Raw genomic sequence first — 21,152 nt, 5'->3', positions numbered from 1 at the left:
CATCCCTCCTTGCTTCTAACATCGTTCCCATATTAAAAAAAAAAATCCATTTTCCGAAACCTCCGGAAAATGGATCTTCGCTGCTAGTGGGCAAATTTTGACGGCTGATTCTCGTGTTCGGATATATTGCTTAGTGCTTCGCCGGCTTCATTGACGAAGATTTCCCTCACGGCCAGGTCCCCTAAGGAGACGACGCCCATTAATTCCCCGTTCTCCACGACGGGAAGCCGTCGAATTTGACCGGAGGACATGATGGAAGCCGCTTCGTCGACCGACGTATTCGGAGATACCGACCGAACGTTTCCAGTCAATACTTCTGTAACGGACGTAGCGCCGGATTGATTGTCGGCATAACCCCGGATGACCAAATCGCGGTCCGTAACGACTCCAATCAGCTTGCGGCCGTCAATGACCGGAACGAAGCCAATGTCATGATCTTTCATCAATTTTGCCACTTCGTTGATATTGCTTTGCGGCGAAACCGTTACGCAATCTTCAGACATAATATCCGCAATTTTACGCATAAATCTTCCTCCTGTTCGCGATTCGTCAAAATAGGCACTTACCTAAATTGACCGAAACAGAAGATCCTTATACATCCAAAGCCGAGTCGTCGGCCACGGCAATAAGAAGCTTTGCCGAATGGAGCATGGCTTTCTCCTCGATGTCGAAGCGCGGGTGATGGTGAGGAGACGAGCTGCCGTCGTCGCTGCCTGCGCCTACGAAGAAAAAACATCCCGGTTTCTGCTCTAAATAATACGAAAAGTCTTCACCCGCCATAATCGGTTCGCATGGACCGGCGGATTCCGGGAACCATTCTCCGATCAACCGTAGAACCCGTCCCGCTTCTGCCTCATTATTCACTACCGGCGGATAGCCCTCGAAATAAGCCAACCTATACTCGCAGCCATGCATCTCGCACGTATGCTTGACGATTTCCTCCAACCGCTTGCGGACGATGGCGCGAACCCTCTTGTCGAAGGAACGTACCGTACCGCTAAGCCTGCTGCTCTCGGCAATTACGTTGTTGGCGGATCCGGAAGCGAATTTGCCTACCGATAATACCGTTGCATCCAATGGGTTGACGCTTCGGGCCACGATCGTCTGCAGCGCTACGACAAGGGAAGCACCCACGACTAACGCGTCCTTGCTTTCATGGGGCAGACCGCCGTGTCCGCCGCGCCCGATAATCTCGATCTCGAATTCATCCGGAGTAGCCATGAACGGACCAGGCCGGGTCGCCGCGGTTCCGTACGGCATCGGTGTCCATAAGTGAACTCCGTAAATGGCGTCGACGCCGTCAAGCGCCCCGTCTTCAATCATGCGAATCGCCCCTCCGGGCAGTACCTCCTCGCCTGGTTGGAACAGGAACACCCGAGTCCCTGCCGTCTCATTCCTGTGAAGGCTATAATAACGGGCAACGGCTAGCAATTGTGCGGTATGGCCGTCGTGTCCGCAAGCATGCATAACCCCGGAAACTTGGGACCGATAGGAACAATCTTTAACATCTTGAATGGAAAGGGCGTCGATATCGGCGCGAAGCGCGATCGTACGCCCCGGTAACCCGCCGCGGAGCTTGGCAACGATTCCCGTTCCGGCGACGCCTCGGCGAACCTCAAGCCCCCAAGCCTCGAGCAGCTCGGCAATCATCCGGGAAGTCTCGAATTCATGGAAAGATAATTCCGGGTTCTGATGCAAGTGTCGGCGCCATTTCACCATATCGTCATATAAAGACTCCAACGTAAGTTCCTTAACCGTCAAGGCGGCGCCTCCTTCCCGAAAGCCGTTTTACTTGGTACCATTGTATCAGAAAGCACGCTTTACCGTAACCTTCTCCTCGCGTCTGAAGGATATAAATGTCAATGAACGTTCGAACTTCTGTAAGGTTACGGGCTTGCAGAAGGGTCTTAAACCGACTATCATGGAAAGGAACGACGCTTGCGTTAACCTCAGTGACAACAAACCGCAGACGTCAATGACGCTGCCTATTTGATTGCACCTTAAAAGGAGGAATATTCATGTTACTCGAAAATACAGGATTAAACGGAATGCGCAGCGACCTCGGACATCTGGACGAATCCGGCGATAAGTTGGGCTTCGTACGTTGGCAATGGGAATATCGCCGCGCTACATATGACCTTAAGCTGCATGATCGCACGAACGGGCAAGATTATTTCTTACGCATAACTACGCGGGCGGTAGAAGGCAAGCTGGAAAATCCGGAAGCCATCCTCGAAGTGGAAGCCGTCTATATTGGCAGAGCAACCTTCCCTCATGGCCTTGATTACGAATCCGCGATTCCTCAACCGATCTTGAATGCGGCAACCCAGCACACGCAGGAATTAAAGAAACTGCTGTCCTAGCGGCACGGAGGAATCAGAGATGAAGACTCCGGAGAGCGGCCAGCGGGGCACGCCAGATTTTCTGTTGCTTATTCTGACGCTTCTGCTCGTGGGTTTCGGTCTTGTCATGGTGTTCAGCGCCAGCTCTAGCATGGCGGTCTCCGAGCCCGACTACAACAATGACGCCCTCTACTTCGTGAAGCGTCAATTGATGTGGGTCGGGCTCGGCACCTTTATTATGCTTGTGCTGATGAATATCCATTTCCAGAAGTACAAGAAGTTATTTCTTTTATTCTTCGTCGGGACCCTTTTCCTGCTCATTCTTGTCCCGTTTATCGCTGAAGCAAGAAACGGAGCTAAGAGTTGGATCGGAGTCGGAAGCTTCGGCGTCCAGCCAACGGAATTCGCCAAGCTCGCCATTATACTATACTTAGCCGCAATCATCGCCAAGAAGGACGAGAAATTCCGCGATTTTAAGCGAGGGCTTCTCCCCGTCATGATCGTGGTCGGATTTTTCGCCTTTCTCATCATGCTGCAACCGGACTTCGGCTCTTGCGCGATTCTCGTCATGTGCGCCTCAGCCATCGTCATTGCCGGAGGCTCGAATCTAAAGCATATCATGCTCTCCTCGGGCGTCTTGCTAGGTCTAGCCGCTCTTGGGACGAGCGTCTACTTCTTGTTTAACCCCGGCGCCGACTTCGGTTTTCGCGGAGACCGTTTCACCTCCTTCATGGATCCGTTGGCGGACCAGCAAGGGGACGGATACCATCTGACGCGCTCGCTTGAGGCATTCGGGCATGGGGGACTCACGGGTACTGGGCTTGGAAACAGCGTACAAAAATTATTTTATTTGCCTTATGCCTATAATGACTTTATTTTTGCCGTCATTGGCGAAGAGCTCGGATTTATCGGAACAACCCTCTTCATTCTATTCTATATCGTTTTTCTGTGGAGAGCGCTAATCGTTGCCCTTCGGTGTCCAGACATCTTTGGTACGCTCGTCGGCATAGGCCTCGTGGCCTTGATCGGGATCCAAGCGATCATTAACATGGGCGGAGTAAGCGGAGCGATGCCGATAACCGGGGTTACTTTGCCTTTCATCAGCTATGGAGGCTCCTCAATGCTGACGTTGCTTACGGGCATGGGCATACTGCTCAGCATATCCAGGGAATATAACCGAGTAGAGAAGGAACCTGCTTCCTATTCCAAAAGAAATTAAAAAACGTGATGAAGCGCTCTCCCGGGCTGCTTCATCACGTTTTTGATTTACTCGTTATCCGGCTTGCTACTTCACCCGGTGGGCTTCGTCCGTCTCTTCGTCCTTGAAGGCGACGCCTTCAACCTTCACGTTGACTTCAACGACGGTAAGACCGGTCATATTCTCCACTGCTTCCCGGACATTATCTTGCAGTCGGCGTCCGACCTCTTGAATGGGAATCCCGTAATGTACGACGACTCTAAGATCGATGGCCGCTTCCACTTGGCCTACTTCGACCGACACGCCCTTCTGCGCGTTGCGTCCGCTCAGCCTTTTGGCTAGGCCTTCCGATATTCCGCCTGACATGGCGGCGATTCCAGGTGTCTCCAATGCCGCTAATCCGGCAATCGTTGCGACGACATCATCAGAAATCCGAATTAATCCTTGCTGCAGTTCTTCCGTCATGGCGGCTCACTCTCCCGAACCTGGTATGCTTCCATTGTAATGGAAGACTAGGCCAGAAGCAACCGTAAGCGTTGCCAGCGTATAAGTACTCGGTTATCCCGTTTACTTCGGAATACTTATTGGGTATAGTATTAAATGCCAATCGCTGCTACATAAAAATTTCTTCCACGACGAGGTGTATGGTTTGTTAAAAAAATTGTTCTATCCCCTTCTGATTATTACCTTTATTCTCAGCGCCCTTTCCCACTTTATGCATTGGGGAGCGGAAGTCGAATTCGCGTTCGCGGGATTGGCGATTCTGTTCGCCGCGGGACTTCTCGGGAAAGCGACCGAGTCCGTCGCCCATTACGCCGGTCAACGGATTGGGGGCTTTCTTAACGCAACGTTCGGCAATGCCGCAGAGCTTATTATCGCCATCTTCCTGATCAAGGAAGGATTATTCGAAATCGTCAAAGCAAGCTTGACCGGAGCTATCATCGGTAACTTGCTCCTTGTCCTAGGGGCGAGCGCGTTAGCGGGCGGATTGAAATACAAGGAGCAGAAGTTCAACGATCATCTAGCTGGCCAGAACGCTTCGCTCATGATGCTCGGCATCATTGCCCTGTTCGTCCCTGCAATCTTCGTCAAAACCGAGCATATTTCCGATGAAAACACGATGACGATCAGCATTATCGTCGCGGCTATCCTCATTTTTGCTTACATCGGCTGGTTGGTGTATTCCATGGTTACGCACAAGGACATGCTGGAAGACCATGTGGATACGCAAGCGAGTCATGGCGAGAAACCCGCTTGGACGAAAGGAATGTCCATCCTCTTGCTCGTCGTTGCCACGGTCATGGTCGCTTTCATTAGCGAATGGCTCGTGCACACGCTGGATACCTTCTCATCGCGCTTTGGTTTATCTGATTTATTCGTGGGGGCTTTCGTCGTCGCCATCGTCGGTAACGCCGCAGAGCACAGCGCAGCGATCTTGCTGGCCATGAAAAACAAAATGGGTGCCGCGGTTGAAATCGCCGTAGGCAGCAGCCTTCAAATCGCACTGTTCGTAGCGCCCGTCCTTGTGTTCGTCAGCTTGCTATTCGGCAAGGAAATGGACCTCATCTTCACAACGATCGAGTTGGCGGCCATAGGCGTCTCCGTGCTGATTGCGACCTCTATCTCCAGGGATGGTGCCACGACTTGGTTCGAGGGTAAGCTGCTCCTAATCGTATACGTTATTCTTGGCGTTTCGTTTTACTTCGTGTAAGCCAGCCGCCCTTTCGGCATCTACAAGAAAGAAGAGCAGCAACCCGTGTGGGTGCTACTCTTCTTTCTTTTCTAACGCTTCGTATAAAATCGCCAGATTGCGTTCCAACTGGCTGATCAGCAATTTGCCCGCGCCTTCCACTACCAGACCTGTCCTCACCGCAAAATCAACCGCTCTTGAGAAGCCGTACATTTGGGTATCCAGCACTTCCTCATATAGCGGACATTTACGGGTCGTTAAGTTCTCCATCTGGATGGCGATCAACTTCTCGATTTTGTCTGCGTCCTCTTGAAGTAGACGTAGAGCCTTCTGATTTAGATCGATGATGGTATCCGATGCTGCCATTCCCACTCCCCCTGTGCCCAAACTCCCATTAGAGAGGAGCCGCTGCGCTCGTGATGGAACGTCGCATGCTAGCTGTCTCTAGCTATCACTTTTATATTAGACGATATCGCCGAGAAGTACAAGGACACTTAACTTGTTTCCGATGGAAGACATAAAAAAACATCCCGCCGGGAAGGCAGGGATGCTTCAATACGATTAGGTTGCTTTTGTGATTATTCTACGATTTTAACGTTCAGGCTATGCTTGGAGAAAACTTCTCCAAGAGCCTTCTTGGCTTCTTCCGCGTCCGGTCCGTGTACATGAAGCTCATAAGAAAGGTTACCTACAAGCGTAGTAAACAATCCTAGGATACTTTTCACGTCGATGTACTTGTTCTCAGCTTGAAGTACGATCGAAGAACGAAACTTATTCGCGGTTTGGGACAATTCTACAATAGCCGCATTATTAGACATGGTATCCCCTCCTAAATTTTAGGCAATTCAAATCTCTTCCACATCATACCTTGTTCCCCCAAACTCACGCAAGAGGGGAAAGTACTATTTCAAGGATTCCGGGTTAAGACCTTCCAGCTCGGGAATGACGAATATTCCGTCTTTACGGATCAATTCGTCATCGAAATAAACTTCTCCGCCGCCGTACTCCGGCCTTTGGATAAGCACCAGATCCCAGTGAATCGAAGAGCGATTGCCGTTGTCGGTGACCTCGTAAGCTTGCCCTGGCGTGAAGTGCAGGCTTCCGGCGATCTTCTCGTCGAACAGCGTATCCTTCATCGGATGCAGGATATAGGGGTTGAAGCCAAGGCTGAATTCTCCGATATGGCGCGCGCCGTCGTCGCTGTCAAGGAGAGCGTTAATGCGATCCGTATCGTTCGCGGTCGCTTTAATGATCTTGCCGTTCTCGAAGGTGAACGTGATGTTCTCGTAAGTAAATCCGTTGTATACGCTTGGAGTGTTATAGGCAATAGTGCCGTTGACGGAATCGCGAACTGGGCAGGAATACACCTCTCCGTCCGGGATGTTTCGTTCCCCGGAACATTTCTGGGCGCCGATTCCTTTAATCGAGAACGTCAGATCCGTACCCGGCGATACGATACGGACTTTATCCGTGCGGCTCATGAGCTCTTGCAGCGGATCCATGGCGCGATCCATCTTGGCATAGTCCAGGTTGCATACGTCGAAGTAGAAATCCTCGAATGCTTCCGTGCTCATATTGGCTAATTGAGCCATAGCCGTATTCGGGTACCGCAACACGACCCATTTGGTCTTCTTCACGCGTTGCTCCATATGTACGGGATGGCGGTGAATCCGGTCGTACGATTTCATTGTTTGCGCGGGAACGTCTGCCAACTCGTTGACGTTCTCTCCGGCGCGGATGCCGATATAACCTTGCATCTGCTTCATTCTCTCGAGATCGTAAGCGGCCCAGGTGGCCAACTGATCCTCGTTAGCATGATTCAGCAGCGTTCGAAGCACGGAACGGTCCTCTATTTCAACAAAGGGGTTCCCGCCAAGCTTGGCCACCTCTTCAATAAGACATTTCAATAATTCTCGCTCCGAACCGATCATTTCGATGAGTACGTTGTCGCCCGGCTGTACCTTGATTGAATATCCCGCCAGATTAGCGGCCAGTTTCTGCAGTCGTGAATCTCGCATATTGTAACGTCTCTCCTTTAGCCTGTTACTTGTTTGACTTTATCATTGTACCATCTTGGGCTTTAAGGAGGAAATTGGTTTCTGAAATTCGTTTCTCTTGAAATGGTTTTCCGTCCCATGTATAGCTTAATACCGTTTCTTCCGTTAATTGAGACGGAAACCACCCATTAGGATTCGCGGTCCATTGGCAGACGGTTTTCACCTTCAGGGTAGTCAGTGCCGTTTCGAGCCGTTGGTCGGCATCGCTCAATATTTGGTTCGCTTTATCGGGGTTGCCTTTCCGAAGCTCTCCGTCGGCTAGAAGAAGCTTGAAATCCTCCCTTAGCCCTGCAGCTACCCGCTCCGTTGCTACATTTTCGTCTATTTGGATCCGCAGACGAACCGGCTGCGCGGGGACGGGCTGTTCTGCATAGGAAATGACCGCGGATTTTGCTTTGATGTATTCTAATAGCTGCAGAGGTCGATAGGCAGTCGTACTTATAGGCTTGGACTTAACGGAGTCGGACGTAACGGGATTAGATTCCTTGGTTTTCCATCTCATCTTCAAATTCCCGTGCAACGAAACTTCACCCTCGTATGCAGCCCGGCTCCCTACTAAACCTCCCGGATCGAGTAAGGATACCTCTCCATCGAACTCGTAGCTCTCGCTGCCGGACAGAGCGGATGCGGATAACGCAAAGGCTTCATCGGCTGGCAAAGTATTCGAAGCAGCCATACATCCCGTCAGGATAATTCCCATCAGCAGCAATATTATTCCCGCAAGCAAAGCATAAGTCCTATTATGGCCCGGCATGGCTTTCACCCCTTTTACTCGTATCGTCTCCCCTTTTGCTTCGTATATGCAAAAAAAAAGAAGCTATCCCAAGTCTCGCGACTGTAAGCAAGCTTCCTTCTCAAATATGGTTATCCTATTACGATGCAATTCCGTCCATGGTGCTTCGCTTCGTATAATGCCATGTCCGCCTTATAGAACAACGATTCCACGCTGACCTTGTCATCCGCCATTCGCCATTCCGAGATCCCGCAAGATACCGTGACTTGAGGATTCGTCTCGGTCTCGACACGCTGCCTGATTCTTTCCGCTACCCGCTCGGTTTGCTCTAAGCCGAGCAACGGCAAGTAAATCGCGAGCTCTTCCCCGCCCCAACGGGCGGCTATGTCGCTATCCCGAATCGAGGTGCGAATAATATCGCTTACCTGGATCAGAATGTCGTCCCCTACCTGATGCCCGTAAGTATCGTTTATTTTTTTGAAATGGTCGATATCAACGACGATAAGCGAGCCGGAGGTATCCCTTGTTTGCTTGCGGCCAATTCTCTCATTCAAGTAGTGACGGGCATACAACCCGGTCAAATTATCCGTAATGACCATCCTTCGCACTTCTGCATGCAAGGTCGCATTAGACATCGCTAGCCCGAGATGGGCGGATAACACCTGCAAGAGCTTGTAATTGTCATAGGAGAAATGATTAGGCTCTTGCTTAGTGATTAGCACCGCGCCAATCACCTCGCCATTAAGCAGCAAAGGAGATGCCAGAAGCGAGCGAGAATTCGTTACGTCCATCATTTGCGAGGCTACCGGTGTCGCGGAGCAATAATCGGATAGGATTATCGGCTCCTTCGTCGACCATATAACCCCGCAAAACCCATAATCCTTGGAGTAAATCTCGCCGATCATTTCCGCCACGTTGGCGGAGATGACCACGAATTGTTGAGACGCGGCATCGAATTGCAGGATGCAGCAGGAATCCGACTTGAATATCGTCAGCAATTCCGCCGAAGCGAATTGCATCGTGTCCGACAGCTTCAGGCTGCTATTGAGCCTTTGCGTTAATTCGTTGATGAGTCGAAGCTCGCCGACTAGCACGTTTGCCTGCTCATGCAGCTTGGCCTTCTCGAAGGCTGCGCCCGCTGCGGCAGCTAACATCGTCAGGAAGCTAATATCGGCATCGTCGAATTCGTTCTCCGGCATGTCCAACCGCAGTACGCCATATACCCCTTGCTTGCCGGATAGAGGCAATGCAAGCTGGTGACGCCCGCCTGAGCGGTCTTCCCGTATTTTCCCATCCACGAAAGCCGATTTACATAAGTCCATGTCGTTTAGATGGAAAGCGAGCGGCTTTACTTTCTCATTCGGGCTATTATAGTCTTGCGATAGGAATAAATCCGCTTTGCATATCGGATATAGCTGCTCAAGGCTATCGAGTACCTCCGATAGAACATTCTCGACGTCGATGTGATCGTTAAGCCTGCGCATGACTTCGAACAAAATATCCCTGCGGCTCTCTTCCTTCTTCGATAGCTTGCGTTCCCTAAGCAACCCGCCTACGAACAAATTCTCGAAATGGCGGTAGATGCAAGTCCGAATATGGAGCGCAGCCGCCTGAAGCAGTTTAAGCTGTCCGGCTTGCGCGGTACCCGCGGGCAGCAGGCAAGCGACGATTGCGCAAGGAAAACCGGTCGTCCGCGTGAAAATGGGAACGGCAATGGAATCGAATGCTCTAAGCTTAGGGGATAAATGCTCTTCGGCGCGCATAAGAGTCGGCCGACATGTTTCAAGCGCAGTGCTTGCCGCAGTGGGCCCGATCGCCTCCGCGTTCCAGAAATCGGATTCGCTATCTTCCGATTGTCCCTCGACGCGAATCCTCGTACCGTCCGGATGCAGAAGCACCATTGGGCTGCCAAGCCACGGAAAACCGTCTACTTCTTCGAACCAATCCGAGAAGCTGCTAATTAACAAGGTATGTATGTACGGTATATCCGCTTCTGTAAAGTCTTGTTTCTGCAGCCAGTTAGGCAACTGCTGACGGGTGCGGGATGGACTTTCGATATCCTCTAGCACATCTTGCTGTTGCTGTATTTTTCTTTTATTGACCATGCCCGACACCTCCGCCCCCGATGTCCTCTTTCCTTAACTATACAATGAAACAGTGAATTTTGCACTAGGTTCATAGAAGTCTATAGTCTAATGGCTTATTTTTATATTTATGCTGCTTATGGAAGAAAATAATCCTGTGCCTTGACAAATGCGTACAATTTCTTATAATATAACTTGTTGAATACTGGGCTTAGCTCTTGTGACACCCTCTCGGACGATCCGCCAGCGGGCTGCGGCTGAACATCCCTACTGGAACCGATAATTCGGTTATGGAGAAATCCGCGCAACGAAACCCATTTTCAGAAAATTTCATTTTGAAAAAGGAGCTTTCTAATTCATGTCAAGATATACAGGTCCTAAGTTCAAGTTAAGTCGCCGCCTTGGAATTTCCCTGAGCGGATCCGGAAAAGAATTGAAACGCGCATTCCCTCCAGGTCAACACGGCGCTAACACGCGCCGCAAAATCAGCGGATACGGCATGCAATTGCAAGAAAAACAAAAGCTTCGCCACATGTACGGCTTGAACGAGAAGCAATTCCGCAACTTGTTCGACCGCGCATCGAAGCAACAAGGTATCGCCGGCGAGAACTTCATGTTCTTGCTTGAGAGCCGCCTCGACAACCTCGTATATCGTCTTGGTTGGGCTAACTCTCGTTACGGCTCCCGCCAATTGGTATCTCACGGTCACGTGACCGTTAATGGCAAGAAGGTCGACATCGCTTCCTACACCGTGCAAGTTGGTGACAAAATCGGTCTTCGCGAGCGTTCCCGCTCCCTGAAAACGATCAAAGAAGCTTCCGAAGGCCGTCATCACCTGCCAGGATACGTTGAGTACGATGCTAACGCAATGGAAGGCAAGTATGTTCGTCTTCCAGACCGCGGCGAGCTGTCCCAAGACATCGACGTTAAACAAATCGTCGAGTTCTACAGCCGTTAATCGTAAACTTCATGCGAACCACTCCGAATCGGAGTGGTTTTTTCTTTTTCCCATTGACAATGATAATGAGAATTAATATCATTTATGGTGGATATGAAATCTTCCATGAAGGTTGGTCCGATAATGCGGAAAATTAAGTACTGCTGCAAGAACTTTAAGCACGGCTCCAAAGCCGTCTATAAAACGCTTAAGGCCGAGTTTCCCGATATGAAACAGAAGAAGAAAGACTGTCTAGGAGAATGCAAGCTGTGCACGAAACAATGCATGGCGTTGATCGGCAAAGCCGAAATCATCGTCGCCCCCACCCCCGAGGTGCTTTACGAGAAATTGAAGCAGCGAATAGGATGACCCGTCAATTTATGGTACAATTCGGGTATATCCGATAGCGTATAGGGAGTGAGTGGCGCATGTTAAATGAATCCTTGAGCAAGGCGTTGAACGATCAGCTGAATTTCGAGCTTTATTCCGCGCATGTCTACTTGGCCATTGCCGCGTACTGTTCGGGCGAAAGCTTGGACGGATTCGCCAATTTCTTCATGGTTCAGGCAGAGGAAGAAAAGTTCCACGCGATGAAAATTTATAAGTATTTGAACGACCGGGGCAAACGCGTAACGATGGCGGGGATGGATACTCCGAACAACGAGTACACCTCCACTCTCGATGCGTTCGAACACGCGTATGCTCATGAGCAGGAAGTAACAAGAAGAATCTACCACCTCTCCGATCTCGCAATGAATGACCGCGAGCATGCGACGATTCAATTCTTGAAATGGTTTATCGACGAGCAGGTCGAAGAAGAATCGATGTTCGACAGCATTATCAATAAACTAAAGCGGATCGATAAGGATAGCAATGCCTTCTTCATGATGGACACGGAATTCGCTCAGCGAACCTTTACTCCTCCGGCATTGTAATCGCCAGAAGGCTGCCACGACATCCATCGGGGCAGCCTTTTTTGTTGTTCGCGCAAGGTTATTTTTTCACTCCTGCTCGCCTAACGAATATCGAAAGCAAGCTTCAGAAGCGATTCCGCGGGGTAATCATACTTGGCGCGCCCCATCGAGGGAAGTCAAACGATGGCTAAATGTGCTATAATGGTACTGTTTGTTGAAGGAGGATTTCTTAATGTCAAATACTAAACACCCCCCTTCCAGTCCAAAGCCTAAAGGCGAAGGATTCAAGACGGCGGGGAAAATCGCAGGCTTTACCGTGCTATGGCTTATCCTGTTCGGGGTACTTGCCGGACTTGTTGGAGCCGGCGCAGTCACGGGATACATAGCTTCATTGGTCCACGACGATCCGATTCGCAAACGCGGCTTGATCGAGGAGAAGATTAACGAGAATGCGATTACCGGTTTCGTCTATTTCAACGATGGCACTCCAATCGGGCAATTACGCTCCGAGGAAGACCGTCGGCCGGTAACTTACGATCAAATTCCCCAAACGATTATCGACGCGGTTATCGCGATAGAAGACAAGAACTTCTTCACCCATCCCGGAATCGACACGAATGGCTTGTTCCGGGCAGTCAGGCAGCAATTATTGAACGAAAGCGTTCAAACCGGCGGGAGTACGATCACCCAGCAGTTGGCTAGGCGCGTGTTCCTTAACCTAGATCAAACGTCCAGCCGGAAAGCTAAGGAAATCTTCCTGTCGCTGCGCCTGGAAAGATTCTTAAGCAAAAAAGAAATCATAACGGCTTATTTGAATAAAGTCCCTTACGGCAATGGCTCTTCCGGATATCAAGTATTCGGAATCAAAGCCGCGTCCAAAGGCATTTTCGGAATCGAAAAACTCGACAACCTCAATATCGCGCAAGCCGCTTATTTGGCTGGCGTACCGCAGCTCCCTTCCCTGTTTTCCGCGTTCAACGGCAAAGGGGATTTTAACGAGAAAAATTTCAAGCGCGCGGTAACGCGGCAGAAGCTCGTGCTTAGCCGTATGCTTGAGGAGAAGAAGATTAATCAGGCACAATACGAAGAAGCTTTAGCGTTCGATCTTTACAGCTCTCTAGCCAAGCCTAGCGAGAAGGCTTATAACACCTATCCCTACCTGATGCTAGAAGTCGAACGCCAAGCGGCCGAAGTACTCGTCTTGCAGATGAACCCCGAGCTGACTCGCGAAGACTTGAAGAAAAAAGAAAACTCGGACTTGATCGAGGAAGCTCGCGGACAATTACTGCGCAGCGGATACAAAGTCACAACTACGATCGACAAAAAAGTGTATAATCTCATGCATGAAATCGCCGAAAATCCGGAAAACTTCGCGCCGGATCATCCCGTTAAAGGCGTTGAGCAGATCGCTGCCGTCATGATGAACCAGAAAACGGGCGCCATTCTGGGGATGATCGAAGGCCGGGACTTCCATATCGAACAGATGAACTTCGCTACGCAAATGACTAGGCAGCCGGGTTCGGCCATGAAGACGATAGCCGCCTATTTACCGGCAATCGATAAAGGCCTGATCCAACCGGGAAGCGTTGTCGACGATGCTCCCATCATTCTGAAAAACGGCGGAGGGGGTTACCATATCCCGAAAAACTCCAACAACCGTTATTCAGGACTCGTGACCGCCCGCCAAGCGCTTAACCATTCTTACAACATCCCTGCCTTGAAAATCTTTCTGAACAAGGTCACCATCAAGGATTCCTGGGCGTTCGCTCGTTCCCTGGGGATCACCACTTTGGTGAAGGAGGACGATGGAGCCCAAACCGGCGTCATCGGGGGATTGAAATACGGGGTATCGGTCGAGGAATTGACGAACGCATATGCCGCAATCGCGAACAAAGGCGTATTCAACGATGCCTACTTGATCGAAGAGATCCGAGACTCCAATAATAAGAGCATTTACAAACACAAAGCGGATCCAAAACAAGTCGTATCCGATCAATCGGCTTATCTGATGACCGATATGCTTCGCACCGTCGTAACCAACGGAACGGCGACGTCGCTTATGTCCCAATTCAAAAATTATAAGAGCATTCCTATAGTCGGCAAGACGGGAACGACCCAAAACTACGGAGACGTCTGGTTCGAAGGCTACACTCCGGATATTACTCTCGGCGTATGGGCCGGGTACGAGAAGGTAATCCATACGTTATCCAAGGATAGCCATGGTCGCGCTCGTTCCATCTGGGCGAAAATAATGAACGAAGTAACGGATGCCAAACCGGAGCTTTTCCCGACCAAGTCCTTCGAAAAGCCGAACGGCATCGTCTCCATGACGGTGTCTAGCGTAAGCGGCAAGCTCCCTACCGAGCTAACCAAGTCGGCCGGCAAGCTCGTTACGGATATTTTCAACCGCAAATTCATTCCGACGGAGGAAGACGATGCCCTCGTTAAGTTGAAGTATATTTCTTACAACGGGGTCAATTACATGCCGCAACCCGGGACGCCGGAAGATTTATTGCGCGAATCTATCATGGTCGTACGGGAAACGCCGCTCGACACGCTTATTGAGGAATTGAAAGCGAAGCTCGGCCAAGTTTCCTCCCAGTCCCGCAAGGCGCTATCGTACTACTTACCGAAGGATGCGGCGCAAAGCGCGCCTTCAAAGATCGATCCGCGCGTAGAAGATGGAGCGATCCCTAACGCCCTAACGTACATTTCGGTCGAAACGCTTAACGGACTTGCGAGAATCACATTCACCCCTTCCGCTCAGGCGGATGTGGCAGGATACAGACTGTACCGTTCTATCGATGGCGTCAACTACCAGAAAGTAGAGGCTTCTGTTCCGACGGGAGAGGATCCGAAGTTCATAAATTATATTACCTCTGGCCAATATTACAGCTATTATGTAACCGCCGTCGACGTAGCCGGCAATGAATCCGCTCCAAGCGAGAAGGTTTGGACTGACGGCTTGCCGGGGAATATCGATCCGAACGATCCTAATGGAGGCGATCCCGGTGATGGAACCGACCCGGGATTCCCGAATGATAATAACGGCGGGAACAACGGAATCCACCCTACCGCGCCTAGCGGATTTAGCGCGCAAGGAACGGAAATCGGCGTTACGCTGAAATGGGACGCCAATCCTAGCGATCAAGGCATAACGCAATATCAAGTATGGTATAGCACGACATCCAACGGTAAATATAAACTTCTCGGAACGACGGAATCTACGAGTTTCGAGTATATCGCACCGCTGTCATCCGGCTGGTATCGCGTAACGGCGATTAGCCCGTCCGGCGAGTCGCCTCCCACTTCGCCTGTCGAGGTAAGAAGCGGACTATAGTTGCCAAGCAAACGAAAGCCCCCTCCTCGTCGTTATGGACGAAGTCGGGGGCTTTTCGTTTATTTATGTCAAAGCAACTTCCTAATCCTCGATCGTAGACAAATCTCCCGTCGGCAAGTTCAACTCCCATGCTTTCAATACCCTGCGCATGATTTTTCCGCTTCGGGTTTTCGGAAGCTTGTCTTTGAACTCGATCTCCCGCGGAGACGCATGGGCGGAAAGACCTTCTTTCACGAACTTGGAAATGTCCGCTTTAAGCTCATCCGTCGGCGTGAAGCCTTCACGGAGCGAGATAAACGCCTTGATGATTTCCCCGCGCAACGGGTCCGGCTTGCCGATTACTCCTGCTTCGGCAACGGCCGGATGCTCGACTAGCTTGCTCTCGACCTCGAACGGTCCGACGCGCTCTCCGGAAGTGTTGATGACGTCATCTATCCGTCCCTGGAACCAGAAATAGCCTTCTTCATCCTGGTAAGCGGAATCTCCCGATACGTACCACCCGGGGATGTGGAAATATTCCGCGTACTTCGTCGGATTGTTCCACACTTTGCGCATCATGGACGGCCAAGGGGTTTGGATCGCGAGATTGCCCATCCGGAACGGCGGAAGCACGTTGCCCTGATCGTCGATGATCGCCGCCTGGACTCCGGGAATCGGACGACCCATCGATCCTGGCTTAATTTCCATGCTCGGGTAGTTGCAGATGAGCTGCCCCCCTGTTTCCGTCATCCACCAAGTGTCGTGAATGCGCTGGCCGTACGTCTTATTGCCCCAACGGACGACTTCGGGATTCAGGGGCTCGCCAACGCTTAGCACATGGCGCAAGCTGGACAAGTCGAAGTTCTTAACAACGTCGTCTCCCGCTCCCATCAGCATGCGGAATGCCGTTGGCGCGCTGTACCATACGGTTACTTTATATTTTTGAATCGTTGAATACCAATCTTGAGGACTGAACCTGCCTCCGCGAACGACGTTGGTTACCCCGTTTAACCAAGGCGCGAATATGCCGTACGAGGTTCCGGTTACCCAGCCCGGATCGGCCGTGCACCAATACACATCGTCCTCGCGAAGATCCAAGACGATGCGACCGGTATGATAATGCTGGAGCATCGCGTTCTGGACATGGAAGACTCCTTTAGGCTTACCCGTAGAACCTGAGGTGTAATGAAGAATGAGTCCATCTTCCCGGTCTAGGAAGGTTATTTCCGCTTTATCGGAGGCCGACTCCATCGCGGAACGATAAGCCACGATTCCATCCGCTTCTTCTACCGAATCACCGAATACGATGATATGCTTCAAATCCGGCAATTCCGACCGAGGTATGCGTGACAGTAATGCAGGCGTCGTCACGATCGCAACCGCGCCGCTATCCTGCAATCGATCCCTTACGGCTGTTTCCATGAATGCCTCGAATAACGGTCCGACAACCGCTCCGACCTTCAGCGCGCCGAACAAGCTGAAATACAGCTCAGGTGTCCGCGGCATAAAAATAAATACGCGGTCGCCCTTCTCTACGCCTAATCCGCCAAGCACGTTCGCGAACCTGTTGGATTGCCTCGACATTTCCGCGAAGGTATAGCTTTGCTCGCGCTGGTTATCGCTGTAGTGGAGGGCTATTTTATCGCCGCGTCCATTGTCTACATGGCGATCGATCGCTTCATAAGCCATGTTCACCTTGCCGGTCGATACCCAAGAAAATTGTTTCTCGACATCAGCCCAGTTAAAGCTTTTTACCGCTTCTTCGTACGATTCCATGTTCGACACCGTCGCCGTAACGGCGAGTTTTTCATCCGATTGAAATGTCACGATACATCACCTTCCCATGAAGAAATGCGGGCATCCGAGAAGAATGCGCTTTCAATTCCTGGTTAAAATAATCTCCTCTGCCATTGCCATTATATCATAGCGCACGCGGACTAGGCACAGGATAAAGGACATTTTCCGCCATTTAAGGGACAATTTTACCTGCATGATCCAGTAGACGGTTCCTCCCCGGCTCCCTTAGGTGCTATAATAGGACATCAAAGTTATAGAACGGATGAAAGGGGAACGGCATGGATCATATCAAATCTTATGTTCAGTATCCCATTCATCGAAATGGCCGGTCGTTAATCGTCGAGGGTCCCGTTTCTCCCGAAACATTAAGAGGCCTTTCGCTCCACCCGAAATTAGATGCCTTTCGCAGGCCTAAAGAGCAGCATCTCGCTCTCATAGAAATTGCCGAGCTGCCCGAGGGAAGAATTATTATCGCCCGCGAAGAAGACATCGTCGTCGGCTATGTAACCTTCCACTATCCGGATGAGATGGAGCGGTGGTCAGAGGGCGGCATGAAGGACTTGGTCGAGCTAGGAGCGATCGAGGTAGCGGATGATTGCCGTAACTTAGGCGTCGGCAAGGCTCTGATTACCACGGCGTTCGAGAACGGCCAATTGGACAATATGATCGTGTTCACGACCGAATATTATTGGCACTGGGATTTGGAATCCAGCGGCCTAACCGTATGGGAATACCGCGAGATGATGGAAAAATTGATGAAGTCGGTCGGCATGGTTTGGTTTGCGACGGACGATCCGGAAATTTGCGCGCATCCCGCCAATTGCCTTATGGTGAGGATCGGCAAAGACGTTCCTATAAACTCCGTGGAACAATTCGATCGCGTGCGATTCAGGCAACGTTTCATGTACTAGATGAAAGGCAGGCGACCTCCACTGGCATCCAGAACGAAATGGATCAACAATTCCGCATCCGGGCGTTACCGTTTTTCAGACGATCATCCGTTCCACCCCGTTCGACTGGAACTGACGGAAAACCTTCTGCGCGAATGCGGCGCGTTGGATGGACTCCAAATGGTACGTCCATTCTCCCTTGAACATGCGGAACAGGTGATACGCGATATCCATCGATCCGATTATGTGGCTAACGTCGCCGCGTTAAGCACCGGCAATCCAAGCTTGGATGCGATTAAGCAAGCCGCGCAGTGCGGCCTTGAAGGCAGTGGAGATACCCCTTACTTCGCAGGCATGCACGAAGCGTCCGTAGCGGTAACAGCCGGTTCCTTAGCAGCGGCGGAAGAGGTCATGTCGGGTCGCGCGGAGCATGCGCTTCATCTGGCTGGCGGACTGCATCACGCTTTTCCCGATCGCGCCTCCGGCTTCTGCGTGTATAATGACGCTGCTGCGGCAATATCTTACATTCGCGAGAAGTATCATGCACGCGTGTTATATATTGATACGGACGTTCATCACGGGGACGGCGTTCAGTGGTTTTATTATACGGATCCTGACGTGTTCACGCTGTCGATTCACGAGACCGGCAAATTTCTGTTTCCGGGCAGCGGATTTCCGCACGAACGAGGAGATTCGACCGGTTACGGCGCATGCCTTAACGTATCAATGGAGCCTTATACGGAAGACGAGTCTTGGCTCGATTGTTTCCGGCAGGCCGTCGAGCATGCGGCACGCGTCTTTCGTCCGGATATCATCGTTAGCCAACACGGCTGCGATGCCCATGCTTTCGATCCGCTGGCTCATATTCATTGCAGCATGAAGATCTATCGCGAAATGCCTAGGATCATCCATCAGCTTGCAGAGCGTTACACTCAAGGCAAATGGATGGCGCTAGGCGGAGGCGGATACGATCATTGGAGAGTCGTACCCAGAGCCTGGAGCCTGCTGTGGCTGGAAATGAACGACCATCCGCTCCTCGCTCGAATCGATTCCGAACCTAACGGCGGTCATCTGCCCGAACAATGGCCGACCATAACCGCAAGCCGCAAATCCGACGATCCTCTCCCGACAACATGGCTGGACGACGTAGCTTCCTGGACGCCGATGCCCAGGAGAGCCGAAATAACCGCCAAGAACCAAACGATGCTGGAGCTCTCGCTCCAGCATGTCGGATAAAAAGCCGTCAGCCGGTCGATCGCTGACGGCTTTTTCTTCTAACTTCAAACTTGGCTAATCATTTCCTTCACGATCGCAAAAGACCGATTAGCGGCTTCGATTGTAAATTCCGCGAAGTTCACGTGAGCCGAACCGTCCGCTTTGTCCGACATGGAGCGGATAATGACGTGCGGAACCCCGTTCATGAAACATGCTTGGGCAACAGAAGCTCCTTCCATTTCCGTGCAGGCGCCTCCAAGCTCCTCGTATAACCCCTTAACTACCGTACGATCCGCGATGAATTGATCTCCAGACAATACCTTGCCGGTGAAGCAACGCTCCGGATAAACCTTCTTGCCGGCTTCTTCGGCTAGCGCAATTAAGCTCGGATCTGCAGCATACTCCGACACTTCCTGATAAGGAATAGTTCCACGCGGGAAACCTAGCGCCGTAACGTCTACGTCATGCTGCAAACTACTCGTGGAAATGACGATGTCCCCGATATTCAGCCGCGGGTCGACCGCTCCCGCTACTCCGGTGAAGATGATGGCGTCAGCACCGTAACGATCGATTAAAATCTGCGTGCAAACCGCAGAATTCACCTTGCCTACTCCCGAACGCGTCAGCACGACTTTTCGTCCTTGAAAGGTACCGCGATGATAGACGATGCCCGCGTGCTGCTCCGTAAACCGATCATCCAGCTGAGCTAGCAACAGCTCGATCTCCTCCTGCATAGCGCCAATGATCCCTATTGTTCCATATGTCATTCCGATCTTCCTTTCCGTCTCTTGCTCATAAAGAGGCCCCGCGTCGGTCGCATAACGCCGAGGCAGGGCTTGTACTATTCACATCGATTTAGTTACCCTTAGGTCCGGTAACCGAACGTCGTACGATTAACTCGTGCGGCAGGGTGACCTTGGCGGTCTCCACGTTTTCCTTCTTCATCAGCTTCGTAAGCAGTCTCATAGAGACGGCGCCAATATCGTACATCGGCTGAGCGACCGTCGTAAGAAGCGGACGAACCATCGAAGAAATTCGACTGTTGTCCACGCTGATGACGGAGACGTCTTCAGGGACGTTTAAGCCGGCATCCTGAATGCAGTGTATCGCACCGATCGCCATCTCGTCCGTTGCCGAGAATACCGCGGTCGGACGTTCGGGGAGATCAAGGAAGTACTGCATGGCGTCGATGCCCGACTCGTATTTATAATTACCGACTCGAACGAACTCCTCCCGGTAAGGCAAACCGGCTTGAGAGAGCGCACGCTTATAGCCTTGGTAACGGGCATAGCCATTCGCGGGATCCTGAAGCGTTCCGCTAATCATCGCGATTGCCTGATGGCCTTCCGCGATCAGCCGGTTAACCGCATCGAATGCCGCTCCCTCATGATCGATATCCACGGAAGGAATATTGCCCTTCTCGTCGGTCGTCGCGCAAAGCACGATCGGCACGTTGGAAGTTTTGAACGCTTGGATATGCTCGTCCGTCACGGCGCCCCCCATGAATAACAAGCCATCGACTTGCTTCTCAAGAAGGGTGTTAATAACTCGGATTTCTTTATCTTTGCGTTTGTCGGCATTACAAAGAATAATATTGTAATGATACATATTTGCAATATCTTCGATCCCCCGAGCTACCTCGGCGAATATGGCATTCGCGATATCGGGGATGACAACGCCGACCGTTGTCGTTTTCTTGCTGGCCAGACCGCGTGCCACCGCGTTCGGCCGATAGCCGAGACGCTCGATAGCTTCATATACCTTCTTGCGAGTCTGTGGTTTGACATTCGGATTGTTATTGACTACGCGAGATACAGTTGCCATCGATACTCCGGCTTCGCGTGCCACGTCGTAAATGGTTACCGTCACAATGATTCGCTCCAATGTTCGTGACTGGAGTTCAAAGTCTTGTCCAGTCATGGATTATTAAGGTAATCATACGACAAAACCGCATGTTTAGCAATCTGACATGAGGG

General features: G+C 51.2%; 20 protein-coding genes. 9 read left to right on the top strand and 11 right to left on the bottom strand.

Features of this window, described 5'->3' with window-relative positions; all coding sequences use genetic code 11:
• Positions 1-83: 83 nt before the first annotated feature.
• Together E2980_RS01790 and E2980_RS01785 are read right to left on the bottom strand one after the other, a co-directional pair.
• Positions 84-524, bottom strand: coding sequence for a CBS domain-containing protein (locus E2980_RS01790; RefSeq protein WP_135150390.1), 441 nt, complete (start codon positions 522-524; stop codon positions 84-86).
• 67 nt (positions 525-591) lie between these two features.
• A complete protein-coding gene (locus E2980_RS01785) occupies positions 592-1,761 on the bottom strand; it encodes a M20 metallopeptidase family protein (protein WP_338080590.1) in 1,170 nt (389 codons plus the stop codon).
• Positions 1,762-2,018: 257 nt separating this feature from the next.
• Between E2980_RS01785 and E2980_RS01780 the strand changes: the two genes are divergently transcribed.
• A complete protein-coding gene (locus E2980_RS01780) occupies positions 2,019-2,363 on the top strand; it encodes a YugN family protein (protein WP_135150389.1) in 345 nt (114 codons plus the stop codon).
• Between the two features lie 19 nt (positions 2,364-2,382).
• Positions 2,383-3,561 (top strand): putative lipid II flippase FtsW, encoded by a 1,179-nt coding sequence (gene ftsW / locus E2980_RS01775; protein WP_135150388.1) that lies wholly within the window; start codon positions 2,383-2,385, stop codon positions 3,559-3,561.
• Between the two features lie 66 nt (positions 3,562-3,627).
• Here ftsW and E2980_RS01770 read toward each other — a convergent pair whose 3' ends face one another.
• Entirely contained in the window at positions 3,628-4,005 is a 378-nt protein-coding gene (locus tag E2980_RS01770) for an Asp23/Gls24 family envelope stress response protein (RefSeq protein WP_135150387.1), read from the bottom strand.
• A gap of 184 nt (positions 4,006-4,189) precedes the next feature.
• Here E2980_RS01770 and cax point away from each other — a divergent pair, with 184 nt between their 5' ends.
• Positions 4,190-5,251, top strand: a complete 1,062-nt coding sequence (gene cax / locus E2980_RS01765; RefSeq protein WP_135150386.1) for a calcium/proton exchanger — start codon at positions 4,190-4,192, stop codon at positions 5,249-5,251.
• 54 nt (positions 5,252-5,305) lie between these two features.
• On the opposite strand, the gene E2980_RS01760 is transcribed toward cax, so the two are convergent.
• The 5 genes from E2980_RS01760 to E2980_RS01740 all read right to left on the bottom strand — a co-directional run bounded on the left by E2980_RS01760 (position 5,306) and on the right by E2980_RS01740 (position 10,125).
• Positions 5,306-5,596 carry an Fpa/YlaN family protein gene (locus tag E2980_RS01760; protein ID WP_135150385.1) on the bottom strand — a complete coding sequence of 97 codons (291 nt, stop codon included), beginning with the start codon at positions 5,594-5,596 and terminating at the stop codon, positions 5,306-5,308.
• Between the two features lie 212 nt (positions 5,597-5,808).
• Positions 5,809-6,048 carry an HPr family phosphocarrier protein gene (locus tag E2980_RS01755; protein ID WP_135150384.1) on the bottom strand — a complete coding sequence of 80 codons (240 nt, stop codon included), beginning with the start codon at positions 6,046-6,048 and terminating at the stop codon, positions 5,809-5,811.
• A gap of 84 nt (positions 6,049-6,132) precedes the next feature.
• The gene (locus tag E2980_RS01750; RefSeq protein WP_135150383.1) at positions 6,133-7,248 is read right to left on the bottom strand and encodes an aminopeptidase; all 1,116 of its coding nucleotides are present in this window, start codon (positions 7,246-7,248) and stop codon (positions 6,133-6,135) included.
• A 25-nt stretch (positions 7,249-7,273) separates the two neighbouring features.
• Positions 7,274-8,041 (bottom strand): hypothetical protein, encoded by a 768-nt coding sequence (locus tag E2980_RS01745; RefSeq protein WP_135150382.1) that lies wholly within the window; start codon positions 8,039-8,041, stop codon positions 7,274-7,276.
• A 110-nt stretch (positions 8,042-8,151) separates the two neighbouring features.
• The gene (locus E2980_RS01740) at positions 8,152-10,125 is read right to left on the bottom strand and encodes a sensor domain-containing diguanylate cyclase (RefSeq protein WP_135150381.1); all 1,974 of its coding nucleotides are present in this window, start codon (positions 10,123-10,125) and stop codon (positions 8,152-8,154) included.
• Between the two features lie 337 nt (positions 10,126-10,462).
• Here E2980_RS01740 and rpsD point away from each other — a divergent pair, with 337 nt between their 5' ends.
• The 4 genes from rpsD (at position 10,463) to E2980_RS01720 (ending at position 15,295) form a co-directional block, all read left to right on the top strand.
• Entirely contained in the window at positions 10,463-11,062 is a 600-nt protein-coding gene (rpsD, locus tag E2980_RS01735) for a 30S ribosomal protein S4 (RefSeq protein ID WP_135150380.1), read from the top strand.
• A 123-nt stretch (positions 11,063-11,185) separates the two neighbouring features.
• Positions 11,186-11,410: a DUF1450 domain-containing protein gene (locus E2980_RS01730; RefSeq protein ID WP_135150379.1), complete on the top strand. Its 225-nt coding sequence runs from the start codon at positions 11,186-11,188 to the stop codon at positions 11,408-11,410.
• Between the two features lie 59 nt (positions 11,411-11,469).
• Entirely contained in the window at positions 11,470-11,976 is a 507-nt protein-coding gene (locus E2980_RS01725) for a ferritin (RefSeq protein WP_135150378.1), read from the top strand.
• Between the two features lie 211 nt (positions 11,977-12,187).
• The gene (locus E2980_RS01720; RefSeq protein WP_135150377.1) at positions 12,188-15,295 is read left to right on the top strand and encodes a transglycosylase domain-containing protein; all 3,108 of its coding nucleotides are present in this window, start codon (positions 12,188-12,190) and stop codon (positions 15,293-15,295) included.
• Positions 15,296-15,376: 81 nt separating this feature from the next.
• Here E2980_RS01720 and acsA read toward each other — a convergent pair whose 3' ends face one another.
• Positions 15,377-17,050, bottom strand: a complete 1,674-nt coding sequence (gene acsA, locus E2980_RS01715; RefSeq protein ID WP_240702811.1) for an acetate--CoA ligase — start codon at positions 17,048-17,050, stop codon at positions 15,377-15,379.
• A gap of 299 nt (positions 17,051-17,349) precedes the next feature.
• Between acsA and E2980_RS01710 the strand changes: the two genes are divergently transcribed.
• Together E2980_RS01710 and E2980_RS01705 are read left to right on the top strand one after the other, a co-directional pair.
• Positions 17,350-17,982, top strand: coding sequence for a GNAT family N-acetyltransferase (locus E2980_RS01710; protein WP_135150375.1), 633 nt, complete (start codon positions 17,350-17,352; stop codon positions 17,980-17,982).
• Complete coding sequence (locus tag E2980_RS01705) at positions 17,983-19,197, top strand: acetoin utilization protein AcuC (RefSeq protein ID WP_135150374.1); 1,215 nt, start codon at positions 17,983-17,985, stop codon at positions 19,195-19,197. It begins immediately after the preceding gene.
• Positions 19,198-19,241: 44 nt separating this feature from the next.
• Here E2980_RS01705 and E2980_RS01700 read toward each other — a convergent pair whose 3' ends face one another.
• Together E2980_RS01700 and ccpA are read right to left on the bottom strand one after the other, a co-directional pair.
• Complete coding sequence (locus E2980_RS01700) at positions 19,242-19,943, bottom strand: 5'-methylthioadenosine/adenosylhomocysteine nucleosidase (RefSeq protein WP_135150373.1); 702 nt, start codon at positions 19,941-19,943, stop codon at positions 19,242-19,244.
• An 88-nt stretch (positions 19,944-20,031) separates the two neighbouring features.
• Complete coding sequence (gene ccpA / locus E2980_RS01695; protein WP_135150457.1) at positions 20,032-21,045, bottom strand: catabolite control protein A; 1,014 nt, start codon at positions 21,043-21,045, stop codon at positions 20,032-20,034.
• Positions 21,046-21,152 lie beyond the last annotated feature (107 nt).

Origin of the sequence: Cohnella luojiensis, from assembly GCF_004564235.1 — a bacterium.
Taxonomy (GTDB): domain Bacteria; phylum Bacillota; class Bacilli; order Paenibacillales; family Paenibacillaceae; genus Cohnella; species Cohnella luojiensis.
The sequence above is the reverse complement of the archived record's forward strand: the minus strand, read 5'-3'. Positions and strand labels throughout refer to the sequence as shown.